This window comes from Shewanella algidipiscicola (assembly GCF_900380485.1).
Lineage (GTDB): Bacteria > Pseudomonadota > Gammaproteobacteria > Enterobacterales > Shewanellaceae > Shewanella > Shewanella algidipiscicola.
In genome coordinates this window covers 14,289-34,400 of record NZ_OXJV01000017.1, presented here as the reverse complement: position 1 = coordinate 34,400, position 20,112 = coordinate 14,289, and the positions used below count along the sequence as shown (strand labels likewise).

Genomic DNA, 20,112 nt, shown 5'->3' with positions numbered 1-20,112 from the left:
ACGCCATTTGAAAATTATTACTGACTTCTTAATTTACAATCATCGCAGTTATGTGGTTAATGCTCTTATGATTAGTGATCATTTTGAGCAATAAACTCACTAACAATACGGTTAAAAATGGCCGGTTTTTGTGCATGTAACCAATGCCCCGTCCCCGCGATAGTTTTGGCTTGAATTGCAGGGAACTGATTGAGAAAGGCTTGCCTGTGTTCGGCTAAAACATAATCTGAATCTGCGCCGCGAATACACAGACTTGGCCCTGTGTAGGGGACGGGCAGAGTATTTGCTGATGCAGAATCATTAAAGGGCCAGCCAATAAGCTCCGCGTAACAGGCTTGCAGTCCGGCAAGGTTCATCTTCCAACTAAATCCAACATCAGACTTTTGTAAGTTTTTCAGTAAAAACAGTGCGGTACCTTCGTCAATGCCAGCCTCTGTCAATTGCCCCAACGCCTGGGCCCGATTGGTTAATTGGCTTACATCTAGGCTTGTTAAGCCGGCAAACACGCTCTGATGTCGAGGTTGATAGGCCACAGGGGCAATGTCGGCCGCGGTCATACTGATAACGCGTTCGGGATAACGCAGTGCGGTTGCCATGGCAATTTTACCGCCCATCGAGTGGCCAACAAAATGAGCCGCTTCAATAGATAGTTCATCCAATAGGTCAACTATCGCCTTAGCCAAGCTGAGGTAATCCATCTGCTGCCAATGGGGGCTGAGGCCATGATTCGGCACATCAAGGCGGATCACTTGATGATTAGCTAAGGCTGTCCCCAATGCTTTGAGGTTATCGAGGTTACCAAACAGGCCATGAATAAGGATGACTGGAGACCCTTGGCCAGTGACGACATAATTGACAGTAGACATAAGTGTGCGGTGTTGAAAATTTGCACCAAATTGTGCCTGCAAACGGGGTTAAATAACAGCACTATCCCGTGATGCTTGGCTTAGCTGCATGGTTTTTCACCGATTGGGCGACAATTTGCAGTGTAACTGGCTATATAGATCAAATTTAGCCACACAGGCCTTTATTCCCTGAGGGCAGATAGCATACACTTGAGAGGATCTGACAAATGGGTGTATGGATCGATAAGCAAACAATAATAATGGGTTAATTTTCACTGTTTAAGGAAGATTTTGGTCATGAAATATATTGAGATTGATGAAGAGTTGTATCGCCATATCGCAAGCAAAACTGAGCGCATAGGGGAGAGTGCTTCAGAGATCCTCCGTCGACTACTGGGCTTAGATATTGAGCGCGTCAATGTTGAAGCCGTTGCTACGCCGCCACCTGAAAAGATCAGTCAACCTGGCATGGACAGACAACAAGAAATGGCCAGCTCTGCTACCGCGCGTGTTGATGAAACCACGGTACCGGCTATCTCATTATCAACCTTGGTTAACCAACTAACGGATACTGAGGCGTTAGCGCAACAAAAAGGTGCTGTGGGTCGCTTCTTATTTAGTTTAGAAACCGTTTATAAAGCAATGCCACAGCAATTTGATCAAGTGTTGCAAATTCAAGGCCGCGACCGTCTCTATTTTGCCACTTCTAAGGCGTCATTGCTTAAAGCCAGTAAGTCAGCCAACCCGAAAGAGATCGGCCAAAGCGGTTTTTGGGTAACCACCAATAATAATACTGCTAAAAAACGCACTATTTTAAGTGAAGTATTAACTCAGTTCGGGGTTGACCCAGAGCAAGTTGAACTGATTGTGAACCAAATTTAAGCGCTACACTTTACACGTTTGACAGCTTATCTGCGATAACATCGTAAAGCATTTAAAATCATCGGATATATTTAGTTGGCTCAAGCTTGTGTATTACCGTTTGTAAATTAATATCTTATTAATTCAGTGAATTGCCATAGCAATACAGATAGTGAGCTTGAAGCTTGGCATCGTATTTTCACCCTCAAAGATCAGAAACAGGATTCAATTTTGGCGATAGATAAACGGGCAGGACTTGCTGCAGCACAAATGGACTTGGTTAATATCCCTAAATTGATGAGCCATTATTATCGATTGTCTCCCGACGTCAATATCGACTCACAACGGGTTAGTTTTGGTACCTCAGGCCATCGTGGTTGCGCCTTTGCTAAGAGTTTTAATGAAAAGCATATTTTGGCCATAGTTCAAGCTGTGGTCGATTATCGTCAACAAGCTGAGATAACAGGCCCCATGTTAGTTGGCATCGATACCCATGCGTTATCACAAGCGGCGTTTGTGACCACCTTAGAAGTGTTAAGCGGCAACGCGGTAACCGCACGAGTGGCAGCCCATGATGAATTTACGCCAACGCCGGTGATATCCCATGGGATTGTTCGGGCGAACCGCGCTAAATCAAAACCGGGCGCGGCATTAACCGATGGCTTAATCATCACCCCATCCCATAACCCGCCACAAGATGGCGGTATTAAATATAATCCTCCCCATGGGGGGCCTGCAGAAGGTGAGATAACCGCCTGGATTGAAGCGCGCGCGAATCAGTATCTGGCTAAACAGCTTGAGGGCGTTAAACGGCTCACCTATGCATTGGCGACCAACACCAGTTTAATTCAGCCTGTCGACTTTATGACGGCTTATGTGGATAGCCTTGACGATGTTATCGATATGCAGGCCATCAGCCGTGCAGGAGTTAGAATTGGTGTCGATCCATTAGGGGGGGCAGGGATTCATTACTGGGACAAAATTGCTAAGCGCTATCAACTCGATATTACCTTGGTCAATGACAAGGTCGATCCCAGCTTTAGCTTTATGCCGCTAGATAAAGATGGCAAGATCCGTATGGACTGCTCATCCCCCTATGCCATGGCAGGCTTGCTGGCCCATCAACATGAGTTTGATATCTGTGTAGGTAATGATCCCGATTATGATCGTCACGGTATTGTGTGCCCGAGCACCGGCTTAATGAACCCTAATCACTTCCTCGCGGTGGCAATCGAATATTTACTCACCCATCGTCCGCAGTGGGCTGACAGCTTAGCCATCGGCAAAACCTTGGTCTCCAGCGCGATGATCGATAAGGTATGCCTTGAGCTAGGTCGACCATTGTGTGAAGTACCGGTGGGCTTTAAGTGGTTTGTTGATGGCCTGAGTGAGTCCACATTGGCCTTTGGCGGTGAAGAGAGTGCTGGCGCGGCATTTTTGCAACGTGATGGCCGCACTTGGTGTAGTGATAAAGATGGTTTTATTATGGCCTTGCTGGCGGCAGAGATCGTAGCGGTAACGGGGCAGACACCTGCGCAGCGTTATCAGCAGATGGTTGAGCGTCACGGCGAGAGTTTTTATCAGCGCATCGATTCGCCAGTAACGCCCAAACGCAAAGCCAAATTTAATCAATTAATCACCCAAAGTGTCACTTGTGAGTTATTGGGAAGTGATACCTTGGCGGGCGATGCCATTACCGCTATCTTAACTTATGCTCCAGGCAATCAGGCGCCAATTGGGGGGGTAAAGGTGGTGACGGCGAATGGCTGGTTTGCTGCGCGCCCCTCGGGTACCGAAGCCTTGTTTAAGCTCTATGGTGAGAGCTTTGTATCGGCCGAGCATCTTGAGCAACTATTAGCGCAAGCGCAGCTGATGATAGAGACTATGCTGTCGGCATAACGGCCATTGCTTAAGACGGTCACATAAAAGGCGGTCAACATAAAAAAAGCCAGCATCTCGCTGGCTTTTTTGTTGCGTCGTTAAACCGTCATCGACTTGCCTAAATCCTTTAAGATTGTGGCTCAGGCTGTAGAACTGTGGGTGACATTGCAGTATCTCCTGTCGATTTTGGCTGAAATAACGCCTTAATATCTTCAATCATCAGATAAAGGCAGGGGATCAATATCAAGGTGACTACGGTCGCAAATAACACCCCAAAGGCTAAGGATACCGCCATAGGGATCACCATCTGCGCCTGCATGCTGGTCTCTGTCATGATAGGCACTAAGCCGATAAAGGTGGTCAGCGAGGTCAGTAAAATCGCCCTAAAGCGGCGACAGCCAGCATTGATCACCGCGACTTTCATCGCCACGCCGTTTTGGCGTGAGCGGTTGATGTAATCCACCATCACCAAAGAGTCGTTAACCACCACCCCAGCGGCGGCAATAATCCCAAACAGTGACAAGGCACTTAAATCTATCCCTAAGATCATATGCCCCAGAACTGAGCCAATTACCCCAAACGGGATCACCGACATGATCATAAAGGGTTGCAAGTACGACTTTAACGGCACGGCAAGCAAGCTGTAGATCACCAAGAGCGAAATGACAAAGTCGCGTTGCTGAGTACTGGCGCTTTCCATCTGCTCTTGAATATTACCTGACACTTCACTCTTCACTCTTGGGTATTGCTTCAATAAGTCAGGAATAAAGTTATCACGAATATCTTGCGCTAATTTAAAGGGTTCAGCCTGCGCAGCATCGACGGTAGCCCACACATTGATGGTGCGATTACCGTTTTCGCGGCGAATGCCATTCACCCCTTGAGTGATTTCGATTTCAGCCAGCTCTGATAGCGGGATCTCTGCGCCTTGGGGCGTCTGGATCATCACCTCTGTCACATGGGTTATCGCATTACGTTGCGCCTCTGGATAGCGCAGCATCACCTTTATCTCCTCGCCGTTACGTAAAATCCGCTGTGCCTCCATCCCATAAAAACTGGCACTCACTTGGGCGGCAATATCAGCTAACGTTAAGCCGACACTGTTAGCGAGGGGTTTAAGCTTAAACTGCACCTCTTTAGCACTGGATTGGCGGCTATCATTCACATCGCCGACCCCTTTTAAGGTGTTCAATTTCGCTTTTAACGCCAAGGCCGCTGCGACGAGCTGCGCGTCATCTTTCCCCTCTAAACGAAAGCTAATGTCACCGTCATCACGGCCGCCACCAAATAAATTATCTTGTATGGTAAAGGACTTGACCCCGGCAATGGTGGGCATGGCTTGTCGCCAACGCTCGGCAAGGGCAAAGGTATCCATTGGCCTCAGTTCAGGGTCGACCAACTTGGTCATGATATTGGCACTGGTACGGCCTTCAAGATCAACCTGCATATCGGCTATCATTCTTTGCCCATATTCGGCTTCTATGGCTTTATCCACATCATATAAGGCTTGTTCGATAGCGAGCGCGGCCGCCAGAGTTGCTTTCTCCGAGGCATCAACATTCATCTCAACATTGACCCGCGGGAAATCATGGGGGATCTTAGGCTGACCTACATAGCGGATAATGCCACCAGAGTAGAGCCCAGCGCAGATTAAGATAAAACTGATAAACAGCATGATGACGGCGTAGCGATACTTTACTGCTAAGGTTAATGATGGATGATACCAATGGCGTATCACATATTGTAAGCCGTTATCGACTCGGGATTGCAGCGCGTTGACCGCCAATCTAAGCAAGTCGAGCGGCTTTTTAGAGCCGGGGTTAACAATGGTTTTAGGTTTCATGCGGGCTAAGTGTGCGGGTAAAATGAGCTTAGACTCCACCAGAGAGAATAGCAGACACAAGATCACCACATAGCCAATAGATTGGCCAAATGCGGAGGAGGGGCCATCATCGAGCGTAATAGGCAAAAATGCCGCAATGGTGGTCAATACGCCAAAGGTTGCAGGCATGGCGACCCGTTTCACTCCGCGGATCACATTGTCGATATTTTGCCCATGTTTTTCACATTCAGTATGGGCACTTTCTCCCATCACAATGGCATCATCGACCACAATCCCCAGCACTAAGATAAAGGCAAAGAGGCTAATGACATTAATGGTGACATCGATCATCGCCATGGGCATAAATAGTAAAGTGCCAAGGAAACACACCGGCAGCCCCATCATGACCCAAAACGCTAAACGTACCCGTAAAAACAGCGCCAGCATGATAAATACCAAGACGGCGCCACTCTTCATGCTGTCGAGCATCAGGTCGAGCCGGCCCTCAAGGTAGTAGGTCATATCGACCCAAGTTTCTAACTTGAGCCCTCCTGGCAAGGTTTGCTGTTTATCGTTAACATATTGCTTAACGACTTTGGCCACATCGGTCATGCTCTGATCGTTTGATGCGCCAATAAAGAAAGTGACCGAGTTTTTGCCGTTAAATTTTGAGTATTGGATCCCTTCTTCAAAACCGTCGATAACGGTGGCCACATCCCCAAGCAACACATTAGTGCCATCTTCTAAGGTGATCAGCGGCAGGTTTTCAAATTCATAGCCCACATACGCCTGATTTTGTACCCTGAGATTGATATAACCGTTTTCCGCTTTAATTTGCCCAGCGGACATATTGCGCGAATAACCGCGCACTGCGCTTGCGACATCGTTAAAGGTCAGGTTATATTCACGCAGCCTATCTTTGCTGACCTCGATGGCAACTTCATAGCCTAAACCACCATAAAAATCAGTGATATTAACCAGCGGCAATTGCATCAGCTCATCGTGAATTTTTTCACCAAGCTCTTTTAATTGTTTAGGTGAAACGTCACCATACAAGCTGATGTAAAACACCTCTTGCCTTAACTTGATGCGCTCAACACGTGGGCGCTCCATGCCATCTTGTCTCCATAAGAAGACAATGATACGGACGTATTAACTTTAAGGTTGGAATGTTAGCCTAATGGCGTAATTGATAAAGTCTAATAATGTAAACAGGTGTGTAACAAGTTGGCAACTATGACTGAGCAGTTCAGCTGGCTCAATATGTGGCGGCTTAACGATGCAGAGTAAGAACTAGATTATTGTGATCAATAGCCTCAGCTTGACAAGAATGGTTACAACAGAGCCAGCGCTTGGCGGGTCATCATGTCACTAAAACGATGTCGCTTATGGTGTGATGGTGCCCAGCCTGCTAAAAATCGTTCAAAATCAGCCCAAGCAAAAGGCAATAGTTGTTGCCATTCACAGATAGCTGCATCGATCACTGCCCCCGTTAAGGTAGCACTAGCTGACTTGCGAAATTGACTAAAGTAATGTTCCATGAGCTCGTCATAATGTGTAAAGAGCATGGCTTCGTCCAAGCAGCTGCCTAAGAGGTAGATAACATCTTTAACCCCGCAACCTTTACCGACATATTGAAAGTCTAAGGCGGCAACACTCACGTTTGCACCGTGTTCAGCGGCATCATTGCGAAAGCAAAAGTTAGCCACTTTGGCATCGCCATGCACTAAAGTGTGAAATTGAGCTTGGTTGAGCCGAACATCAATGGCGTGCGCTGCTTGTTTAAGCGCGCCGTCATCCATAGCGGCATATTCTTGCATACGTGTGGCCAGATACCAGTAGGTGCCTTGAGGCCATAACCCTGCTGGCCACTCCTTTGTGGGGTTATGGATAATAAATTGACCATGGAACGCCGCGAGCCAACTTAACACCGCCTTGGTTTGTGTAACCGTTAATGACTGATAACGCAGTGGATAGCCGGCAGTCCTTATATTACTGCTATCCAAATCACTGAGGACCATAACCGACTCGTTAGTATTATGACCTTGGTAGTGGGCAATATAAGTTGGCATTGGCGTGGCTGGCCCACACAAGTGCGCCCAGTGTCGATACCAATCTGCTTCAACTTGATAGGAGTGCATCTTACGTTGGTGAGCGATCGCATTATGCCACTGATAGGTATGGTCAACGTCAAGCGGGGGACTAATATACTTTACAATGACACTGCGTGGTTTTGCGTTGATCTGCAGTTGATAACGGGCGATTTCACCATAACCACTCCATAAGGTTTGTAGACTCGCCACTTTTACCACTTGAGTGGCATCTAATGTCGATGCTAAATATTGGCAAATATCCAAAACAGAGGACCATCTAAAAAAATAAGAGGCTTATTGTGGCAAAAACATCTTTAGGTTAACAGAGGCGTTAACGCTAAATTAGATAGCATCTTGGTAAATACCAAATGTCATAAGGCGTTTTTTTGAAACCCACAACGTGAAAAAGTAGACAGCATAAGGAAGGGCATATGAGTCAACATATAGTGATCACCGGCGCCAATCGAGGCATTGGATTAGGATTTGTTAACCATTACCTCAAACAAGGCATGCGTGTCACCGCGTGTTGCCGTGCGCCGCAACACGCCGATGCATTGCAGCGTTTAAGTCAACAGTATTCACAATTAAGCTTGGTGAGACTGGATATTACCGTTAAAGCCGAGATGAATGCGTTTATTGATAGCCTTGTTGGAGAACCAATCGATCTGCTGATTAATAATGCCGGTGACTATGGTCCTAAAGGGGTCACATTTGGCCATTGTGACGAGCAAGAGTGGCTTAAGGTGATGCAAGTTAATGCCATCGCCCCCATCATGCTGACACAAGCCTGTTATCCGTTATTAAAGCAAAGCAGGCAGAGTAAAGTGATTTTCATCTCCTCTAAAATGGGCAGTATTGCCGATAATAATAGTGGCGGGGCATACCTGTATCGCTCATCTAAGGCGGCGCTTAATGCCGCTGTAAAAAGTCTCGCCATTGATTTGCATGCTGATGGTATCGCCTGTGCTGTATATCATCCTGGCTGGGTACAAACCGCTATGGGAGGCCCTAATGCGCTTATCAGTGTAAAGGACTCTGTCGCGGGCTTAAGCCATTGTATCGACAAGTTAGTATTAACTGGTAGTGGTGGCTTTTATAATTATGATGGTAATCCACTGCCTTGGTAAGCAAGTTATACACACGAGCTGAGATGGCGATGCTGTAAAGCTCAGCCGGGCATCAACCCATACATTCAATATGCGAGTCAATGTAGGGCATTGAAAGCTTCGCTTGTTAAGTCTTGGGCGGTAGAGGTATTGTTAACGCTCTAGATTTGGTACAATTTAGGACCGCATGCAATTTGGATGAGATGTTATATAATTTTTTATTGTCATTTTCGTAGGTTTACATTTTCTCATCGTAAAAAGGTCTGGTTATGAAACATGTTGTAGATAAAATGCTCGATAAACATGATGGTTTAGTGCATTCAGAAGGAGTGAAAATTCTTTCTCATACTCAAAGAGAAACCGACGAGTGGGTACAACATACGGTAATGATTGAAGGCTGCGATGCACCGTTTAAATTTAAGCGCACTAAAAAATACCGTAGTTTACAAGGACAGAAGGTGAATATGACCTACTACCCTGAGGTTGAAACAGTTGCTGGGCTGGAATTTGAGGTGATGAAAGTCGTGCGGATAAAACGCTTTTAAATACATTTAAACCTTATCAACTGCTAAGGTCATGACTTTTAAATTATTATTGGTTAATCGCTACCGATAAGATTGTGAGGCGCAGGTTGATCAACGGGGATATCGGCCCCCATTTCCCCCTCGGCCGGTTTATTTTCGAGTGCAATTTTTATCTAAATTCAATGTATGCTCAATCGTTACAGTAACTCTATATATTGCCTCATCTATACTGGCTGAATAACGTTTACAAAAGCCATACACTCATCTGTCTCTTCGCCACTAAAGTAACGATCTGCTAGGTAACTGATATTAAGTAGCTTCATCAAATGATGAGCAGTGACTCTTTGCGAAACGCTTGGCTGGTGGATCGGTTGTCAGAATGCATGAAATGAAAAAGGAGCCTAATGGCTCCTTTTATATGTTTATTAACTTATCTAACCCCTAACTTATTTAATCCCAATAGCGGTTAGTGAGGCTTACTTATCACTTGGCATTCATCAGGGCAACGGCGTTATCTAACATGCGGTTGCTAAAGCCCCACTCGTTATCGTACCAAGCCATTACCTTGACTAGGCGACCATTTACGCGAGTCTGCGTTGCATCAAAATTAGATGAGTAAGGGTTATGGTTAAAATCGATAGAAACCAGTGGCTCATGATTAACCGCTAATACTTCACTCATTGGTGCAACACTGGCTGCTTTTTCGATGATGGCATTGATCTCTTCAACCGTGGTATCACGGGCTGCGATGAAAGACAGATCGACCAATGATACGTTTACCGTAGGTACGCGCACTGCGAGTCCATCAAATTTGCCTGCTAATTCTGGTACTACAAGGCCAACAGCCGCCGCTGCCCCCGTTTTTGTTGGGATCATCGACATAGCCGCAGCACGGGCACGGCGTAAATCAGTGTGATACACGTCTGATAAACGTTGATCATTGGTATAAGCGTGAATTGTGGTCATCAGACCCGACTCGATACCAATTTCGTCATTTAACGGCTTAGCAAAAGGTGCTAGGCAGTTTGTGGTGCAAGACGCATTGGAAATTACCGTCATATCTGGAGTAATAATGTCATTATTGACGCCGTATACGACAGTCGCATCGACATTTTTACCTGGGGCAGAAATAATCACTTTCTTCGCGCCCGCAGTTAGATGCGGTTGCACCGCTTCTTTAGACGTAAAAATACCTGTACATTCAAATACTACATCGATATTTAACTCTGCCCATGGTAGCTTGCCTGGATCACGTTCAGAGAAGGTGAGGATTTTATCTTGGTTTACATAGATAGCCTCATCATCATGCTCGACCTTGGCATTAAAACGGCCATGTACAGAATCGTACTTGGTGAGGTGAGCATTAATAGAAGCATCGCCTAAATCGTTAATGGCAACGATTTGGATTGGATAGTCTTTTTCGCTTTCATAAAGCGCGCGAAGTATGTTTCTACCGATACGGCCATAGCCGTTAATTGCAACGCGGATAGTCATCTCATATCCCTCAAGTAAATGTATAAAAGTAATCTGGTAGTAAAATTACCAAAATGACAGCTATCGTCAAGCGATATCGGCTGATATCGGTTAAATAGCGTAACAATTTCGCAGTTTTCTATACAAAGATCAGGTTTTTTACAGAAAAATGGGCTTAACCTGTAAAAAAAATACTATATATTACGAATATATTGTCAACAAAACGGGTCGACAAGTCACTTTATCACCTTTCATTGCGCATTAGGGTGCAATTGCTGTCGAATATCACTAGAAGCGTAGTCGCCTCGGTTAAGATGCACAACTAGGGTTTGTGCTTGCTCTGTTAAGACGGCCTCAAGCTGTTTATTACCATTAACTAAGGCACTCATTTTTTGCGCCGAGGCGGTATTGTCGGTCATTAAGACGTTGGCCTTAGAAAACAGGTAGGTTTTTTCTAAATCGCCTTGCTGCTGATAAAGGCTAGCGAGTCCCAATAGCCAGTCAGGATTAAACTGCTCAGGGCTGGTGGTCTCTAACAAATTAAAATACAGCGTCATTGCCTTTTGGTTATCTGATTTTTGATAGTAGGCGGCCAATTGCGCCAAAATCAGTGGATCGCTTATTTTGCCTGCGCGCTCAGCCTGAATCACTCGTGCCTGTGCCTGTACATCGCTTAAACGGGTCCAGTGGTAAAACGACAAATAGATGTCGGGATTATTTTTGGTTGTGGCTTGCAGTTGCGAGAGATTTTGCGCGCTGACACCAAAGGCTTTGGCGCGATCATTTGTACGCTCTGGATGCAAAATATGTTGAACACCTGCAGCCAGTTCGATGCATTTGTTGTAATTTTCTAGGTTGATCAGCTGTTGATAAACTTGCTCACCAGAGGGCGACGGGCTGTTTTTTAAGACATAGCGTTGCTTGATCAAGTCTGCTTTTTCATATTTACACCAACTATCGCGATGTAAATCGTCACAAAGCTCAGGATTATTTTTACAAATGGTGGTGGTATTAACACCATTATCACAGCCGAAAAGGGTGAAAACGCTTAAAACCGACAATAATGGTGTAATGATTACAAATTTTATACGCAATTCGAGTTCCTTTGGTGATTTTATCTAATATTATTACACGTTTACGGAAAATATCTTACTAGATCGAAAGCCGTGTTTTCATTACAATAGCGCCGACCAACAAGGGGGATTTTGTACTGATAAGACTAGATTATTGGGCTTTTCTCTTTGTTACTCAAATATTTCTACAAATAAAGTAGTTAAAGTGAGATAAAGGATCTGTAAATGACCGCTGATAAACACCTACAAAGTTGGCAAGAACGTTTTGAAATGGCAGAGGCGATGCAGCCTCTGTTGGGTAAGCTGTACCGTAATCAAGGTGTAGAAGTCGTTCTATACGGTAAACCCCTTCTTAATGCTTCGACTATCGAAATCATTAAATCCCATCGTTTAGTACGCCGTCATGTTGGCGAAAAACTCAGATTGCGTGAAAGCTTCCCGTTTGTAGAAGCACTTAGCAAGCTTGCTGTAAAGCAATGCAAAGTTGATATCGGTAAATTAGCGGTCAACTACTGGCGTGAACACCAAGATGCAAGCCAGATTGAAGCCTATATGAGCCAAGAATTGGCAAGTGCCATCGATCATGAAGATACACAGCAAGCGCGTGATGTGGTGTTGTATGGTTTTGGTCGTATAGGACGCCTATTAGCGCGTCTATTGATTGAAAGAACGGGTGTGAGCAACAAATTATGTTTACGTGCTATTGTGCTTCGCGGTGGTCGTAAGGGCGATTTAGAAAAACGTGCCAGCTTATTGCGTCGTGACTCAGTTCATGGACCTTTTAATGGATCGGTAGAAGTCGATGAAGATAACAATGCCATTATTGCCAACGGTACTTATATTCAAGTCATCTACGCTAACTCTCCCGATGAAATTGATTACACTCAATATGGCATTAATAATGCGCTAGTGGTCGACAACACCGGGATTTGGAAAGATGAAGACGGTTTAGGCCTTCATCTTAAATCGAAAGGTGCGGCAAAAGTATTGCTTACCGCTCCCGCGAAGGGGGCCATTAAGAATATCGTTTATGGCGTCAATGAGAATGATATTTTAGATGAGGACACTATCGTATCGGCGGCAAGTTGCACGACTAATGCGATAACGCCAGTACTCAAAGCGGTCAATGACAAGTACGGCATTGTTAATGGTCACGTTGAAACGATCCATTCGTATACTAACGACCAAAACTTAATTGATAACTATCATAAAGCAGACCGTCGTGGCCGCAGCGCACCATTAAATATGGTGATCACCGAAACAGGTGCCGCCAAAGCGGTGGCTAAAGCGCTCCCGGTTTTAGCTGGTAAGCTTACGGGCAACGCTATTCGTGTGCCTACGCCTAATGTCTCTATGGCGATCATCAGCCTAAACCTTAATGGCGAAACTAACAAAGAAGATATGAACGAGTATCTTCGTAAAGTTGCCTTATCGTCTGAATTACAAAACCAAGTTGATTTTACCGAGTCAACTGAAATTGTGTCGTCAGACTTGGTTGGTTCTCGTTACGCGGGTGTCGTTGATTCACAAGCCACGATTGCCGAAGGTAACCGTACTATCTTATATGTATGGTACGACAATGAATTTGGCTACAGCTGTCAGGTTGTAGGCGTAATGCAAAAGATGTTGGGCTTACAATATCAGTCATTGCCTAACCTTTAACTCATTAGTTAAGCATCATAAAAACGCCTGAGTCTTTGATTCAGGCGTTTTTTTATGCGGTTATTAACTTGGGTTGGTTAACAAAAAACCACAGCGACCAATATTGCAGCAACCAATTAATTAATCTCGATTATTGCAAAATTTAGCGTTGACTCTTGGGCTTAAATCGGTAGAATGCCATTCCGCAGTCAGGGGAAAGCTTCTTAACTAGAACTTGATTGAGATTGAAAGCATTAAGACCTGCGACATTAGCTCAGTTGGTAGAGCGATACCTTGCCAAGGTATAGGTCATCGGTTCGAACCCGATATGTCGCTCCAATCTTAACGATTGGCCTTAACGCCTTCGATATAAGGCGCGATGGCAGAATGGCTATGCTGCGGATTGCAAATCCGTCGATCTCGGTTCGACTCCGGGTCGCGCCTCCACTTTAAGTTTTAGCGCAATAGCGGTAAAACGCACACATTGCCCGTGTGGTGGAATCGGTAGACACAAGGGATTTAAAATCCCTCGCTGAATAAGCGTGCCAGTTCAAGTCTGGCCACGGGTACCATCTTAAGATGACAAAAAAGCCTCAACTTAGTTGAGGCTTTTTTGTTTGCGTCAATCTGCTTAGCCATAAAATGCCATGGAAAACAGTGATAGAGTGTCATCGCTAGGCAATTAACCGATCGTAAAAATTTTGGCTATATACTGAAATATCGATAGTTATTAGCCAAAAAAATGAGATAAACCTTATCGCAACGCAAAAAAACAGATGCTGATGAAAATCCGCTATGAAGCCGTCGTCGACAATGGTATAAATGGCGGCGAACTCCCTACATTTACTCTAATTTTTAGGAATGCTGTCATGATATTTAACCAGGTAGAACTGGCTCCTGCCGATCCCATTCTTGGCCTTACCGATGCTTTTAAAGCCGACCCACGTTCAGATAAAGTTAATTTGGGAGTAGGGATCTATAAGGATGAGTCAGGTCAAACTCCTATTCTTAAGTCGGTTAAATTAGCAGAGCAAAAACTGCTTGATAATGAAACAAGTAAAAGTTACCTAGGTATCGATGGCGTACAGGCTTATAACAGCGCGGTACAAACATTGCTTTTTGGTGAGCAACATCAAGTATTGCAACAACAACGTACCGTGACCGCGCAGGCGCCAGGCGGTACAGGTTCTCTACGAGTGGCTGCTGAATTTGTGGCACGTAATACTGACTCAAATACCATTTGGGTCAGTAATCCTACATGGGCGAACCACAACAATATTTTTCAATCTGCGCAGCTGCAAGTGAAACAGTATCGCTATTATGATGCGCCATCTCATAGCATGGATTTTGACGCTATGCTGGCTGATTTAGCCACCGCAAAAGCAGGGGACTTAGTGCTGTTGCATGGCTGTTGTCATAACCCAACGGGTATCGATCTTAATCAGAGCCAATGGCAAGCCGTTGCTGAGTTATGTTTACAAAAAGAATTAGTACCCTTATTTGATTTCGCCTACCAAGGGTTTGGTGATGGTGTTGAAGAAGATGCCCAAGGGTTACGTTTGGTGGCCGATATCGTTCCTGAACTGATTGTGGCTAACTCATTTTCTAAAAACTTCGGCCTCTATAACGAGCGTATCGGTGCTGTTACGTTAGTAGCGAAAGATCAAGACACAGCTAAAACGGCATTTAGTCAGGTGAAGAGCACTATTCGAGGTAATTATTCCAATCCTCCGGCTCATGGCGCGCTGATCGTGGCCACCATTTTAGGTGACAATGAATTAAGAGCGATGTGGGAAGCTGAACTACAACAGATGCGTGAACGTATCGCCCAGATGAGGGTTCTGTTTGTTGATACCCTAAAAAGCGTGGGCGTTAGCCAAGATTTCAGCTTTATTTCGACGCAAAATGGGATGTTTAGCTTCTCGGGACTGAACAAAGCACAAGTCGAACGTTTACGAGAGGAGTTTGGTATTTATATTGTGGGCTCTGGCCGTATCAGTGTGGCGGGGATGACCCGTGACAATATGCCTGCAATTTGTCACGCTATCGCGCAAGTGGTGTAAATTAGCGCAAGGCTAAGTACTGATCCCATGTGCTCTTCATAAAACGGTTATCGCCTTATGCGTTAACCGTTTTTTATCGTCAGTATGGTGTTTTTTGCGAATATGAGAGTGTGGTGCTAACCCCTTAAGATTCGAGCGCAGGAAGCTGAGTGATAAAGGAGATAGCTTCAGCTAAGGCGCTGCGATCATGTAGGCCTACATGATGCTTACTGCGTAGCGGGAAATAGGTGATATTACCGTCAGTATGGCACTGTTCACCATGACATAACACATGATTGACGACTTTATTGCCTAGCACTTGTTCGCACCAATGTAAGCGCTTTTCGAGATTAAAATTCACCGTTGATGACGGCTCGGCAGTTAAGTTATCGATAAAAATCACCTTGGCGTTACTGTTTGCCAAAGCTTCGCTTAAGATAGGCAGTAATAATGGCGGCATGATACTGGTGAGAAAACTACCAGGGCCTAAAATAATCAAATCGGCGGCTTTTATCGCATCACAGGCTTCGGCGGTTGCTTCAACCATTGGTTCAAGTGATAAAGCGATAGGCGACTCCTGCATGCCATCGACCTCCACTTCGCCCAGAATCTTAGTACCACAAGATTGTATGGCGACTAAATGGGTGGGCTCTTCAGACATTGGGATCACTTGGGTTTCGATATTGAGCAGCTTACGGATCAAGTTAACCGCATCGAGAGGGCGGACACAAAGTTCATCGAGCGCCAATAAAATTAGGTTGCCAAGGTTATGGTTGTTCAACTCATGCTGGCTACTGAAGCGGTATTCAAATAATAGCGAGCCTACAGATGGCCGCGATGCCAGTTGTGATAAACAATTGCGTAAATCTCCCCATGCAATGCAATCTTGCTGCTGTCTTAATCGTCCCGTTGAGCCACCATTATCAGTGGTGGCCACAATGCCTGTCAGCCTAGGGCCTAAAAATGATAATGCAGATAGCACTCGTCCCAACCCATGACCGCCACCAATGGCAACCACATTTGTAAATTGATTAAGTGCATAGTTGTGCATGCGGGTTTTTCCTTCCTGAATCCCCAATATATCGCCACATATTATAGCGAATAATGTCTTGGGGCATAGTGGTTTTGTTTCGTGGCATAGATCGCATATAATCACCTCCTAAACCCTTAAAAGAGTTAGCAATTTGAAAACAGGTAGTGTGAATAAAGTTATCATAGCGTTGGCTGTTGTGGTGGCGTCCCTATTGGCGGTTAAGCTCTTGTTGGTTGATCTGCAACCAAGCGAAGAGGGCAGCCAAGGCCAGCTGTTAAAAAATAAGCGTCAATACAGCCAGATCCCGGATTTTGAAGCGATTGCCGATGTGGCTGAAAAGAAAAAAGCCTTCTTTGATTTCTTACGCCCTGCAGTACAGCACCACAACAATATTATTGCAGAAGAGCGCAAGTTTCTGCTCGCCTCACTACAACATCTCGTAGATGGTGAAGTGCTTTCTGAAGCGGAGCTGTTTCGTATTCAGCAATTAGCCAGTAAATACCAATACAGTATGCGCAGCGTGACTGTTAATAATCTTAATCAGTTACTTAGACGGGTCGACATTATCCCCGAAGACTTGGTATTAATTCAGGCTGCCAATGAAACAGGTTGGGGCAGTAGCCGCTTTGCCAAAGAAGGGCTCAACTTTTTTGGTCAATGGTGCTTTAGAAAAGGTTGTGGTCTAGTGCCACAATCACGCAGTGAAGGAATGAGCCATGAAGTCGCCGTTTTTAACAGTGTCGATGACTCTGTTGGATCTTACATGCGTAATTTAAATTCGAACGCTGCTTATTCGCTATTACGATCTATCCGAGCCGATCTGCGTGCACAAGGGGAGCCCATTAGGGCTGACAAATTAGTGTATGGTTTGCTCAATTATTCTGAACGGCAAGAAGCTTATATCGAAGAATTACTCGATATGTTACGTCACAATAATCAATTTTTGGTGGAAAATTATGAACAAGGCTCTGCTGTTTAGTTGCCTATTACTTGGCAGTATGACTGCCCAAGCAACGCCGATATCGCTGGAATATCAGGGTTTTTATCAACGTCTTAAACAGGTGAATAAAGGCCATTATCCGCTGATTGAGTTAACTTTTTCAGTACCTAAAGCACAAGGCTGTGTGATAAAAAATGGCTATATTGCAACCGAAAAAGAGCAGTTCCCATTAACCATTACTGACTCGCAGCGCATTTTTCTTCCTTATGATGACAGGCTTAAATCGGACAGGGCATTAGTGCATTTAGAGATGGAAAATGACGCTAGCCAATGTGGTATTGCCATGCAAATACGCGCCAAGCAAACGCAGCCGCAATATCAACAAGCTGACTTAGTCATGTTGCAAGCACAAATGGATGATCTACTGCATACCATGCAAGGCTTCCCTATGCGTTATTTTACTGACGATATTCGCGGACTTAATTTTGAATTTGATCAAGCTGCGACGGTAAAGATTAATGGCGAAACCATTGGCTTTGATGGTGTTTTTCGTTTGTCTCGAGAGCGTATCAATCAGCTAGATAGCATTAGCTTCGATCGACGCCCAGATGTCGTAAGCCCTTGGGTAAGCTCTAGCGATAAATAACAGATAGGTGTTATTCATCCCTTTACTGGCTGTTTTATAGAGAGTTCACCCTCGATAACAGCTCAAAATGACAGACATAAAAAAACCTCCATCGGAGGTTTTTTTATGTCACGCTCTGACCATTAAATGCTAAGGCGTATATGTACTGACAACCTCAATTTTTAAAGCATCGGTATTGCGCTTCGCCGCATCTAAGTCGATATGACCGTTATTGGCAATATCGAGAAAATCAAAGGCGGGCAGATCTGACTCGGCCACATCGCCTTTCATCGGAGCGTCTGGATCACGTGTCAGCGAGCTAAAGTCGAACTGTGCTCTGTCGACACCCTGTGATGGGCTGGTATTTTGCATAGCGGTAAAAATAGTTTCGATACGGCCAGGAAACTGTTTGTCCCAGGTGCTGAGCATCTCTTTTACCGCCGCGCGTTTAAGGTTTTCTTGTGAACCACACAAGTTACAAGGGATGATAGGAAACCCTTTTAAGCCTGCGTACTCGGCAATGTCTTTCTCTCGACTGTACGCCAAGGGACGAATAACCACGTTAGCGCCATCATCTGAGAGTAATTTAGGTGGCATGGCTTTTAGTTTGCCCGCATAAAACATGTTTAAAAACAGGGTTTCGATAATGTCGTCGCGGTGGTGGCCAAGGGCAATTTTATTGGCACCTATCTGCTGCGCGAAGCCGTATAAGGTGCCTCGGCGTAAGCGACTGCACAAAGAGCAGGTAGTTTTACCTTCAGGGATCTTATCTTTAACGATAGAGAAGGTGTCTTTTTCAAGAATATGATACGGCACATTCAACGTATCGAGATACGCTGGCAAAATATCTTCAGGGAAACCCGGTTGCTTTTGATCAAGGTTGACCGCGACCAGTTTAAAAGAGATCGGCGCACGCTGCTGTAGATTAAGTAAAATGTCGAGCATGGCGTAACTGTCTTTGCCACCCGAAAGACAGCACATGACAGTATCACCGTCTTCAATCATATTGTAATCAGCGATAGCGCTACCCACTTCACGTCTAAGACGCTTCTGTAGCTTATTTAACCGTGTGGTCTGTTTTTTTAAGAGAGTATCATCAGACATAATAAAAAACGCGCCTAGTATCATCAAATTCTGGGCGCGTAGTATAGCTTAAATCAATTGTCTAAAGAAGCGGTGCGTTAGTTGTTACTCATCTTCAAGCGGCGACTTGTAACCATCTGGTTTGACAGCTAATAGATCACAATTAATGCTGTCGATTACATGCTCCGCGGTATTACCAATTAATGCGGCCGAAAATCCAGTACGACCAACGGTGCCAAGGATCACCAGTTCCGCATCGAGTTGCTCAGCCAGCTCAGGGATCACATCTTCAGGTAACCCTTCTTTAACATGACAGAAATCGGTTGAGATGCCATATTGGCTGGCCAAGTGCCAAACTCGTTGTTCATGCTGCATGCGAATGGTTTCGCTATAGGTATGTGCATCAAAGTCGGGCAGTTCAATCGCTAAGTTTACCGGTGTGCCGGGATAACCATTAACGAGGTGCACTTTAGCGTCAAACTTCTTGGCTAAGTCTTGGGCGTGTTCGATTATCTTGCCGTTAAGGGTTTGATGATCGTCATCTTCTGATGCCACGTTGATGGCACACAGTATCTTACCAGCCACTGGCCAGTCATGTTCTTTAACGAGCAGCACGGGCACGGGCGCTTTACGCATTAAGTGCCAGTCGGTTGGGGTAAAGATCACCGATTTAAGCTTATCATGCTGATGCGTACCTTTGACGATTAAGTCAAACTTACCTTCGATTGAGTGCAGGATGATGCTTTCGAACGGGCGGTTATGCCACACAACCTCACTCTGAATGTCGATACCACTGTCTTTGTATTGCAACAAAATATCGGCTAACCAGGCTTGTCGTTGAGCTATCACGCCTTGACGCATGGCTTCACGTTCTTGGCCCGATAAGATGGAGGTCATCTCGTAGGAAAAATCGAAAATAGACAAGAATACCGTAATGGCGGCCTTGTTTTTTATGGCAAGTTTAACCGCTCTTGCGAGTGCAGGTTGTTCATCGTTTGTAGGGTCCACTACAACAAGGATTTTATGATAGTCCTTCATAGATCATTCCTTTATCTGACGTTGTAATTTAA

At 45.1% G+C, this 20,112-nt stretch carries 16 protein-coding genes and 3 tRNA genes; 11 read left to right on the top strand and 8 right to left on the bottom strand.

Annotated features, from left to right (window positions below):
- Positions 1 to 71 precede the first annotated feature (71 nt).
- A complete protein-coding gene (locus tag DN599_RS12380; protein ID WP_110457903.1) occupies positions 72 to 866 on the bottom strand; it encodes an alpha/beta fold hydrolase in 795 nt (264 codons plus the stop codon).
- A 276-nt stretch (positions 867 to 1,142) separates the two neighbouring features.
- Here DN599_RS12380 and seqA point away from each other — a divergent pair, with 276 nt between their 5' ends.
- Positions 1,143 to 1,727 carry a replication initiation negative regulator SeqA gene (gene seqA / locus DN599_RS12375; protein WP_110457902.1) on the top strand — a complete coding sequence of 195 codons (585 nt, stop codon included), beginning with the start codon at positions 1,143 to 1,145 and terminating at the stop codon, positions 1,725 to 1,727.
- A 210-nt stretch (positions 1,728 to 1,937) separates the two neighbouring features.
- Positions 1,938 to 3,605 carry a phosphoglucomutase (alpha-D-glucose-1,6-bisphosphate-dependent) gene (pgm, locus tag DN599_RS12370; RefSeq protein ID WP_110457901.1) on the top strand — a complete coding sequence of 556 codons (1,668 nt, stop codon included), beginning with the start codon at positions 1,938 to 1,940 and terminating at the stop codon, positions 3,603 to 3,605.
- A gap of 109 nt (positions 3,606 to 3,714) precedes the next feature.
- On the opposite strand, the gene DN599_RS12365 is transcribed toward pgm, so the two are convergent.
- Both DN599_RS12365 and DN599_RS12360 read right to left on the bottom strand, forming a co-directional pair.
- Positions 3,715 to 6,522 (bottom strand): efflux RND transporter permease subunit, encoded by a 2,808-nt coding sequence (locus DN599_RS12365; protein WP_420820866.1) that lies wholly within the window; start codon positions 6,520 to 6,522, stop codon positions 3,715 to 3,717.
- Between the two features lie 221 nt (positions 6,523 to 6,743).
- The gene (locus tag DN599_RS12360; protein ID WP_110457900.1) at positions 6,744 to 7,766 is read right to left on the bottom strand and encodes an oxidoreductase family protein; all 1,023 of its coding nucleotides are present in this window, start codon (positions 7,764 to 7,766) and stop codon (positions 6,744 to 6,746) included.
- 167 nt (positions 7,767 to 7,933) lie between these two features.
- Between DN599_RS12360 and DN599_RS12355 the strand changes: the two genes are divergently transcribed.
- Together DN599_RS12355 and DN599_RS12350 are read left to right on the top strand one after the other, a co-directional pair.
- Positions 7,934 to 8,629: an SDR family oxidoreductase gene (locus DN599_RS12355; protein ID WP_110457899.1), complete on the top strand. Its 696-nt coding sequence runs from the start codon at positions 7,934 to 7,936 to the stop codon at positions 8,627 to 8,629.
- Between the two features lie 248 nt (positions 8,630 to 8,877).
- A complete protein-coding gene (locus tag DN599_RS12350) occupies positions 8,878 to 9,153 on the top strand; it encodes a hypothetical protein (RefSeq protein ID WP_110457898.1) in 276 nt (91 codons plus the stop codon).
- Between the two features lie 462 nt (positions 9,154 to 9,615).
- On the opposite strand, the gene gap is transcribed toward DN599_RS12350, so the two are convergent.
- Complete coding sequence (gene gap / locus DN599_RS12345) at positions 9,616 to 10,626, bottom strand: type I glyceraldehyde-3-phosphate dehydrogenase (protein WP_110457897.1); 1,011 nt, start codon at positions 10,624 to 10,626, stop codon at positions 9,616 to 9,618.
- A 230-nt stretch (positions 10,627 to 10,856) separates the two neighbouring features.
- Positions 10,857 to 11,699, bottom strand: coding sequence for a DUF2989 domain-containing protein (locus DN599_RS12340; protein WP_239473302.1), 843 nt, complete (start codon positions 11,697 to 11,699; stop codon positions 10,857 to 10,859).
- Positions 11,700 to 11,903: 204 nt separating this feature from the next.
- Between DN599_RS12340 and DN599_RS12335 the strand changes: the two genes are divergently transcribed.
- The 5 genes from DN599_RS12335 (at position 11,904) to DN599_RS12315 (ending at position 15,382) form a co-directional block, all read left to right on the top strand.
- A complete protein-coding gene (locus DN599_RS12335; RefSeq protein ID WP_110457896.1) occupies positions 11,904 to 13,340 on the top strand; it encodes a glyceraldehyde-3-phosphate dehydrogenase in 1,437 nt (478 codons plus the stop codon).
- A 242-nt stretch (positions 13,341 to 13,582) separates the two neighbouring features.
- Positions 13,583 to 13,658 (top strand) — tRNA-Gly (locus DN599_RS12330).
- A gap of 34 nt (positions 13,659 to 13,692) precedes the next feature.
- Positions 13,693 to 13,766 (top strand) — tRNA-Cys (locus tag DN599_RS12325).
- A gap of 39 nt (positions 13,767 to 13,805) precedes the next feature.
- Positions 13,806 to 13,891: transfer RNA gene (locus DN599_RS12320), tRNA-Leu, on the top strand.
- A 297-nt stretch (positions 13,892 to 14,188) separates the two neighbouring features.
- On the top strand, positions 14,189 to 15,382 hold the full coding sequence (locus tag DN599_RS12315; RefSeq protein ID WP_110457895.1) for an amino acid aminotransferase: 1,194 nt from the start codon (positions 14,189 to 14,191) through the stop codon (positions 15,380 to 15,382).
- 124 nt (positions 15,383 to 15,506) lie between these two features.
- Here the strand turns inward: DN599_RS12315 and yvcK are convergent, their stop codons facing one another.
- Positions 15,507 to 16,412, bottom strand: a complete 906-nt coding sequence (gene yvcK, locus DN599_RS12310) for a uridine diphosphate-N-acetylglucosamine-binding protein YvcK (RefSeq protein ID WP_110457894.1) — start codon at positions 16,410 to 16,412, stop codon at positions 15,507 to 15,509.
- A gap of 133 nt (positions 16,413 to 16,545) precedes the next feature.
- Here yvcK and DN599_RS12305 point away from each other — a divergent pair, with 133 nt between their 5' ends.
- Together DN599_RS12305 and DN599_RS12300 are read left to right on the top strand one after the other, a co-directional pair.
- Positions 16,546 to 17,373 carry a glucosaminidase domain-containing protein gene (locus DN599_RS12305; RefSeq protein WP_110457893.1) on the top strand — a complete coding sequence of 276 codons (828 nt, stop codon included), beginning with the start codon at positions 16,546 to 16,548 and terminating at the stop codon, positions 17,371 to 17,373.
- Positions 17,351 to 17,980 carry a DUF2987 domain-containing protein gene (locus tag DN599_RS12300; RefSeq protein ID WP_110457892.1) on the top strand — a complete coding sequence of 210 codons (630 nt, stop codon included), beginning with the start codon at positions 17,351 to 17,353 and terminating at the stop codon, positions 17,978 to 17,980. The genes DN599_RS12305 and DN599_RS12300 overlap by 23 nt, the downstream gene beginning before the upstream one ends.
- Positions 17,981 to 18,109: 129 nt before the next feature.
- Here the strand turns inward: DN599_RS12300 and ttcA are convergent, their stop codons facing one another.
- Positions 18,110 to 19,063 (bottom strand): tRNA 2-thiocytidine(32) synthetase TtcA, encoded by a 954-nt coding sequence (gene ttcA / locus DN599_RS12295; protein ID WP_110457891.1) that lies wholly within the window; start codon positions 19,061 to 19,063, stop codon positions 18,110 to 18,112.
- Between the two features lie 84 nt (positions 19,064 to 19,147).
- Positions 19,148 to 20,080, bottom strand: a complete 933-nt coding sequence (gene uspE / locus DN599_RS12290; RefSeq protein WP_110457890.1) for a universal stress protein UspE — start codon at positions 20,078 to 20,080, stop codon at positions 19,148 to 19,150.
- Between the last annotated feature and the right edge of the window lie 32 nt (positions 20,081 to 20,112).

What these genes read in the sequence shown, in the direction of transcription:
- DN599_RS12380 (WP_110457903.1), bottom strand. Translation starts at nt 866, where the DNA reads ATGTCTACTGTCAATTATGTCGTCACTGGCCAAGGGTCTCCAGTCATC.
- seqA (WP_110457902.1), top strand. Translation starts at nt 1,143, where the DNA reads ATGAAATATATTGAGATTGATGAAGAGTTGTATCGCCATATCGCAAGC.
- DN599_RS12365 (WP_420820866.1), bottom strand. Translation starts at nt 6,522, where the DNA reads ATGGAGCGCCCACGTGTTGAGCGCATCAAGTTAAGGCAAGAGGTGTTT.
- DN599_RS12355 (WP_110457899.1), top strand. Translation starts at nt 7,934, where the DNA reads ATGAGTCAACATATAGTGATCACCGGCGCCAATCGAGGCATTGGATTA.
- DN599_RS12350 (WP_110457898.1), top strand. Translation starts at nt 8,878, where the DNA reads ATGAAACATGTTGTAGATAAAATGCTCGATAAACATGATGGTTTAGTG.
- gap (WP_110457897.1), bottom strand. Translation starts at nt 10,626, where the DNA reads ATGACTATCCGCGTTGCAATTAACGGCTATGGCCGTATCGGTAGAAAC.
- DN599_RS12335 (WP_110457896.1), top strand. Translation starts at nt 11,904, where the DNA reads ATGACCGCTGATAAACACCTACAAAGTTGGCAAGAACGTTTTGAAATG.
- DN599_RS12315 (WP_110457895.1), top strand. Translation starts at nt 14,189, where the DNA reads ATGATATTTAACCAGGTAGAACTGGCTCCTGCCGATCCCATTCTTGGC.
- yvcK (WP_110457894.1), bottom strand. Translation starts at nt 16,412, where the DNA reads ATGCACAACTATGCACTTAATCAATTTACAAATGTGGTTGCCATTGGT.
- DN599_RS12300 (WP_110457892.1), top strand. Translation starts at nt 17,351, where the DNA reads ATGAACAAGGCTCTGCTGTTTAGTTGCCTATTACTTGGCAGTATGACT.
- ttcA (WP_110457891.1), bottom strand. Translation starts at nt 19,063, where the DNA reads ATGTCTGATGATACTCTCTTAAAAAAACAGACCACACGGTTAAATAAG.
- uspE (WP_110457890.1), bottom strand. Translation starts at nt 20,080, where the DNA reads ATGAAGGACTATCATAAAATCCTTGTTGTAGTGGACCCTACAAACGAT.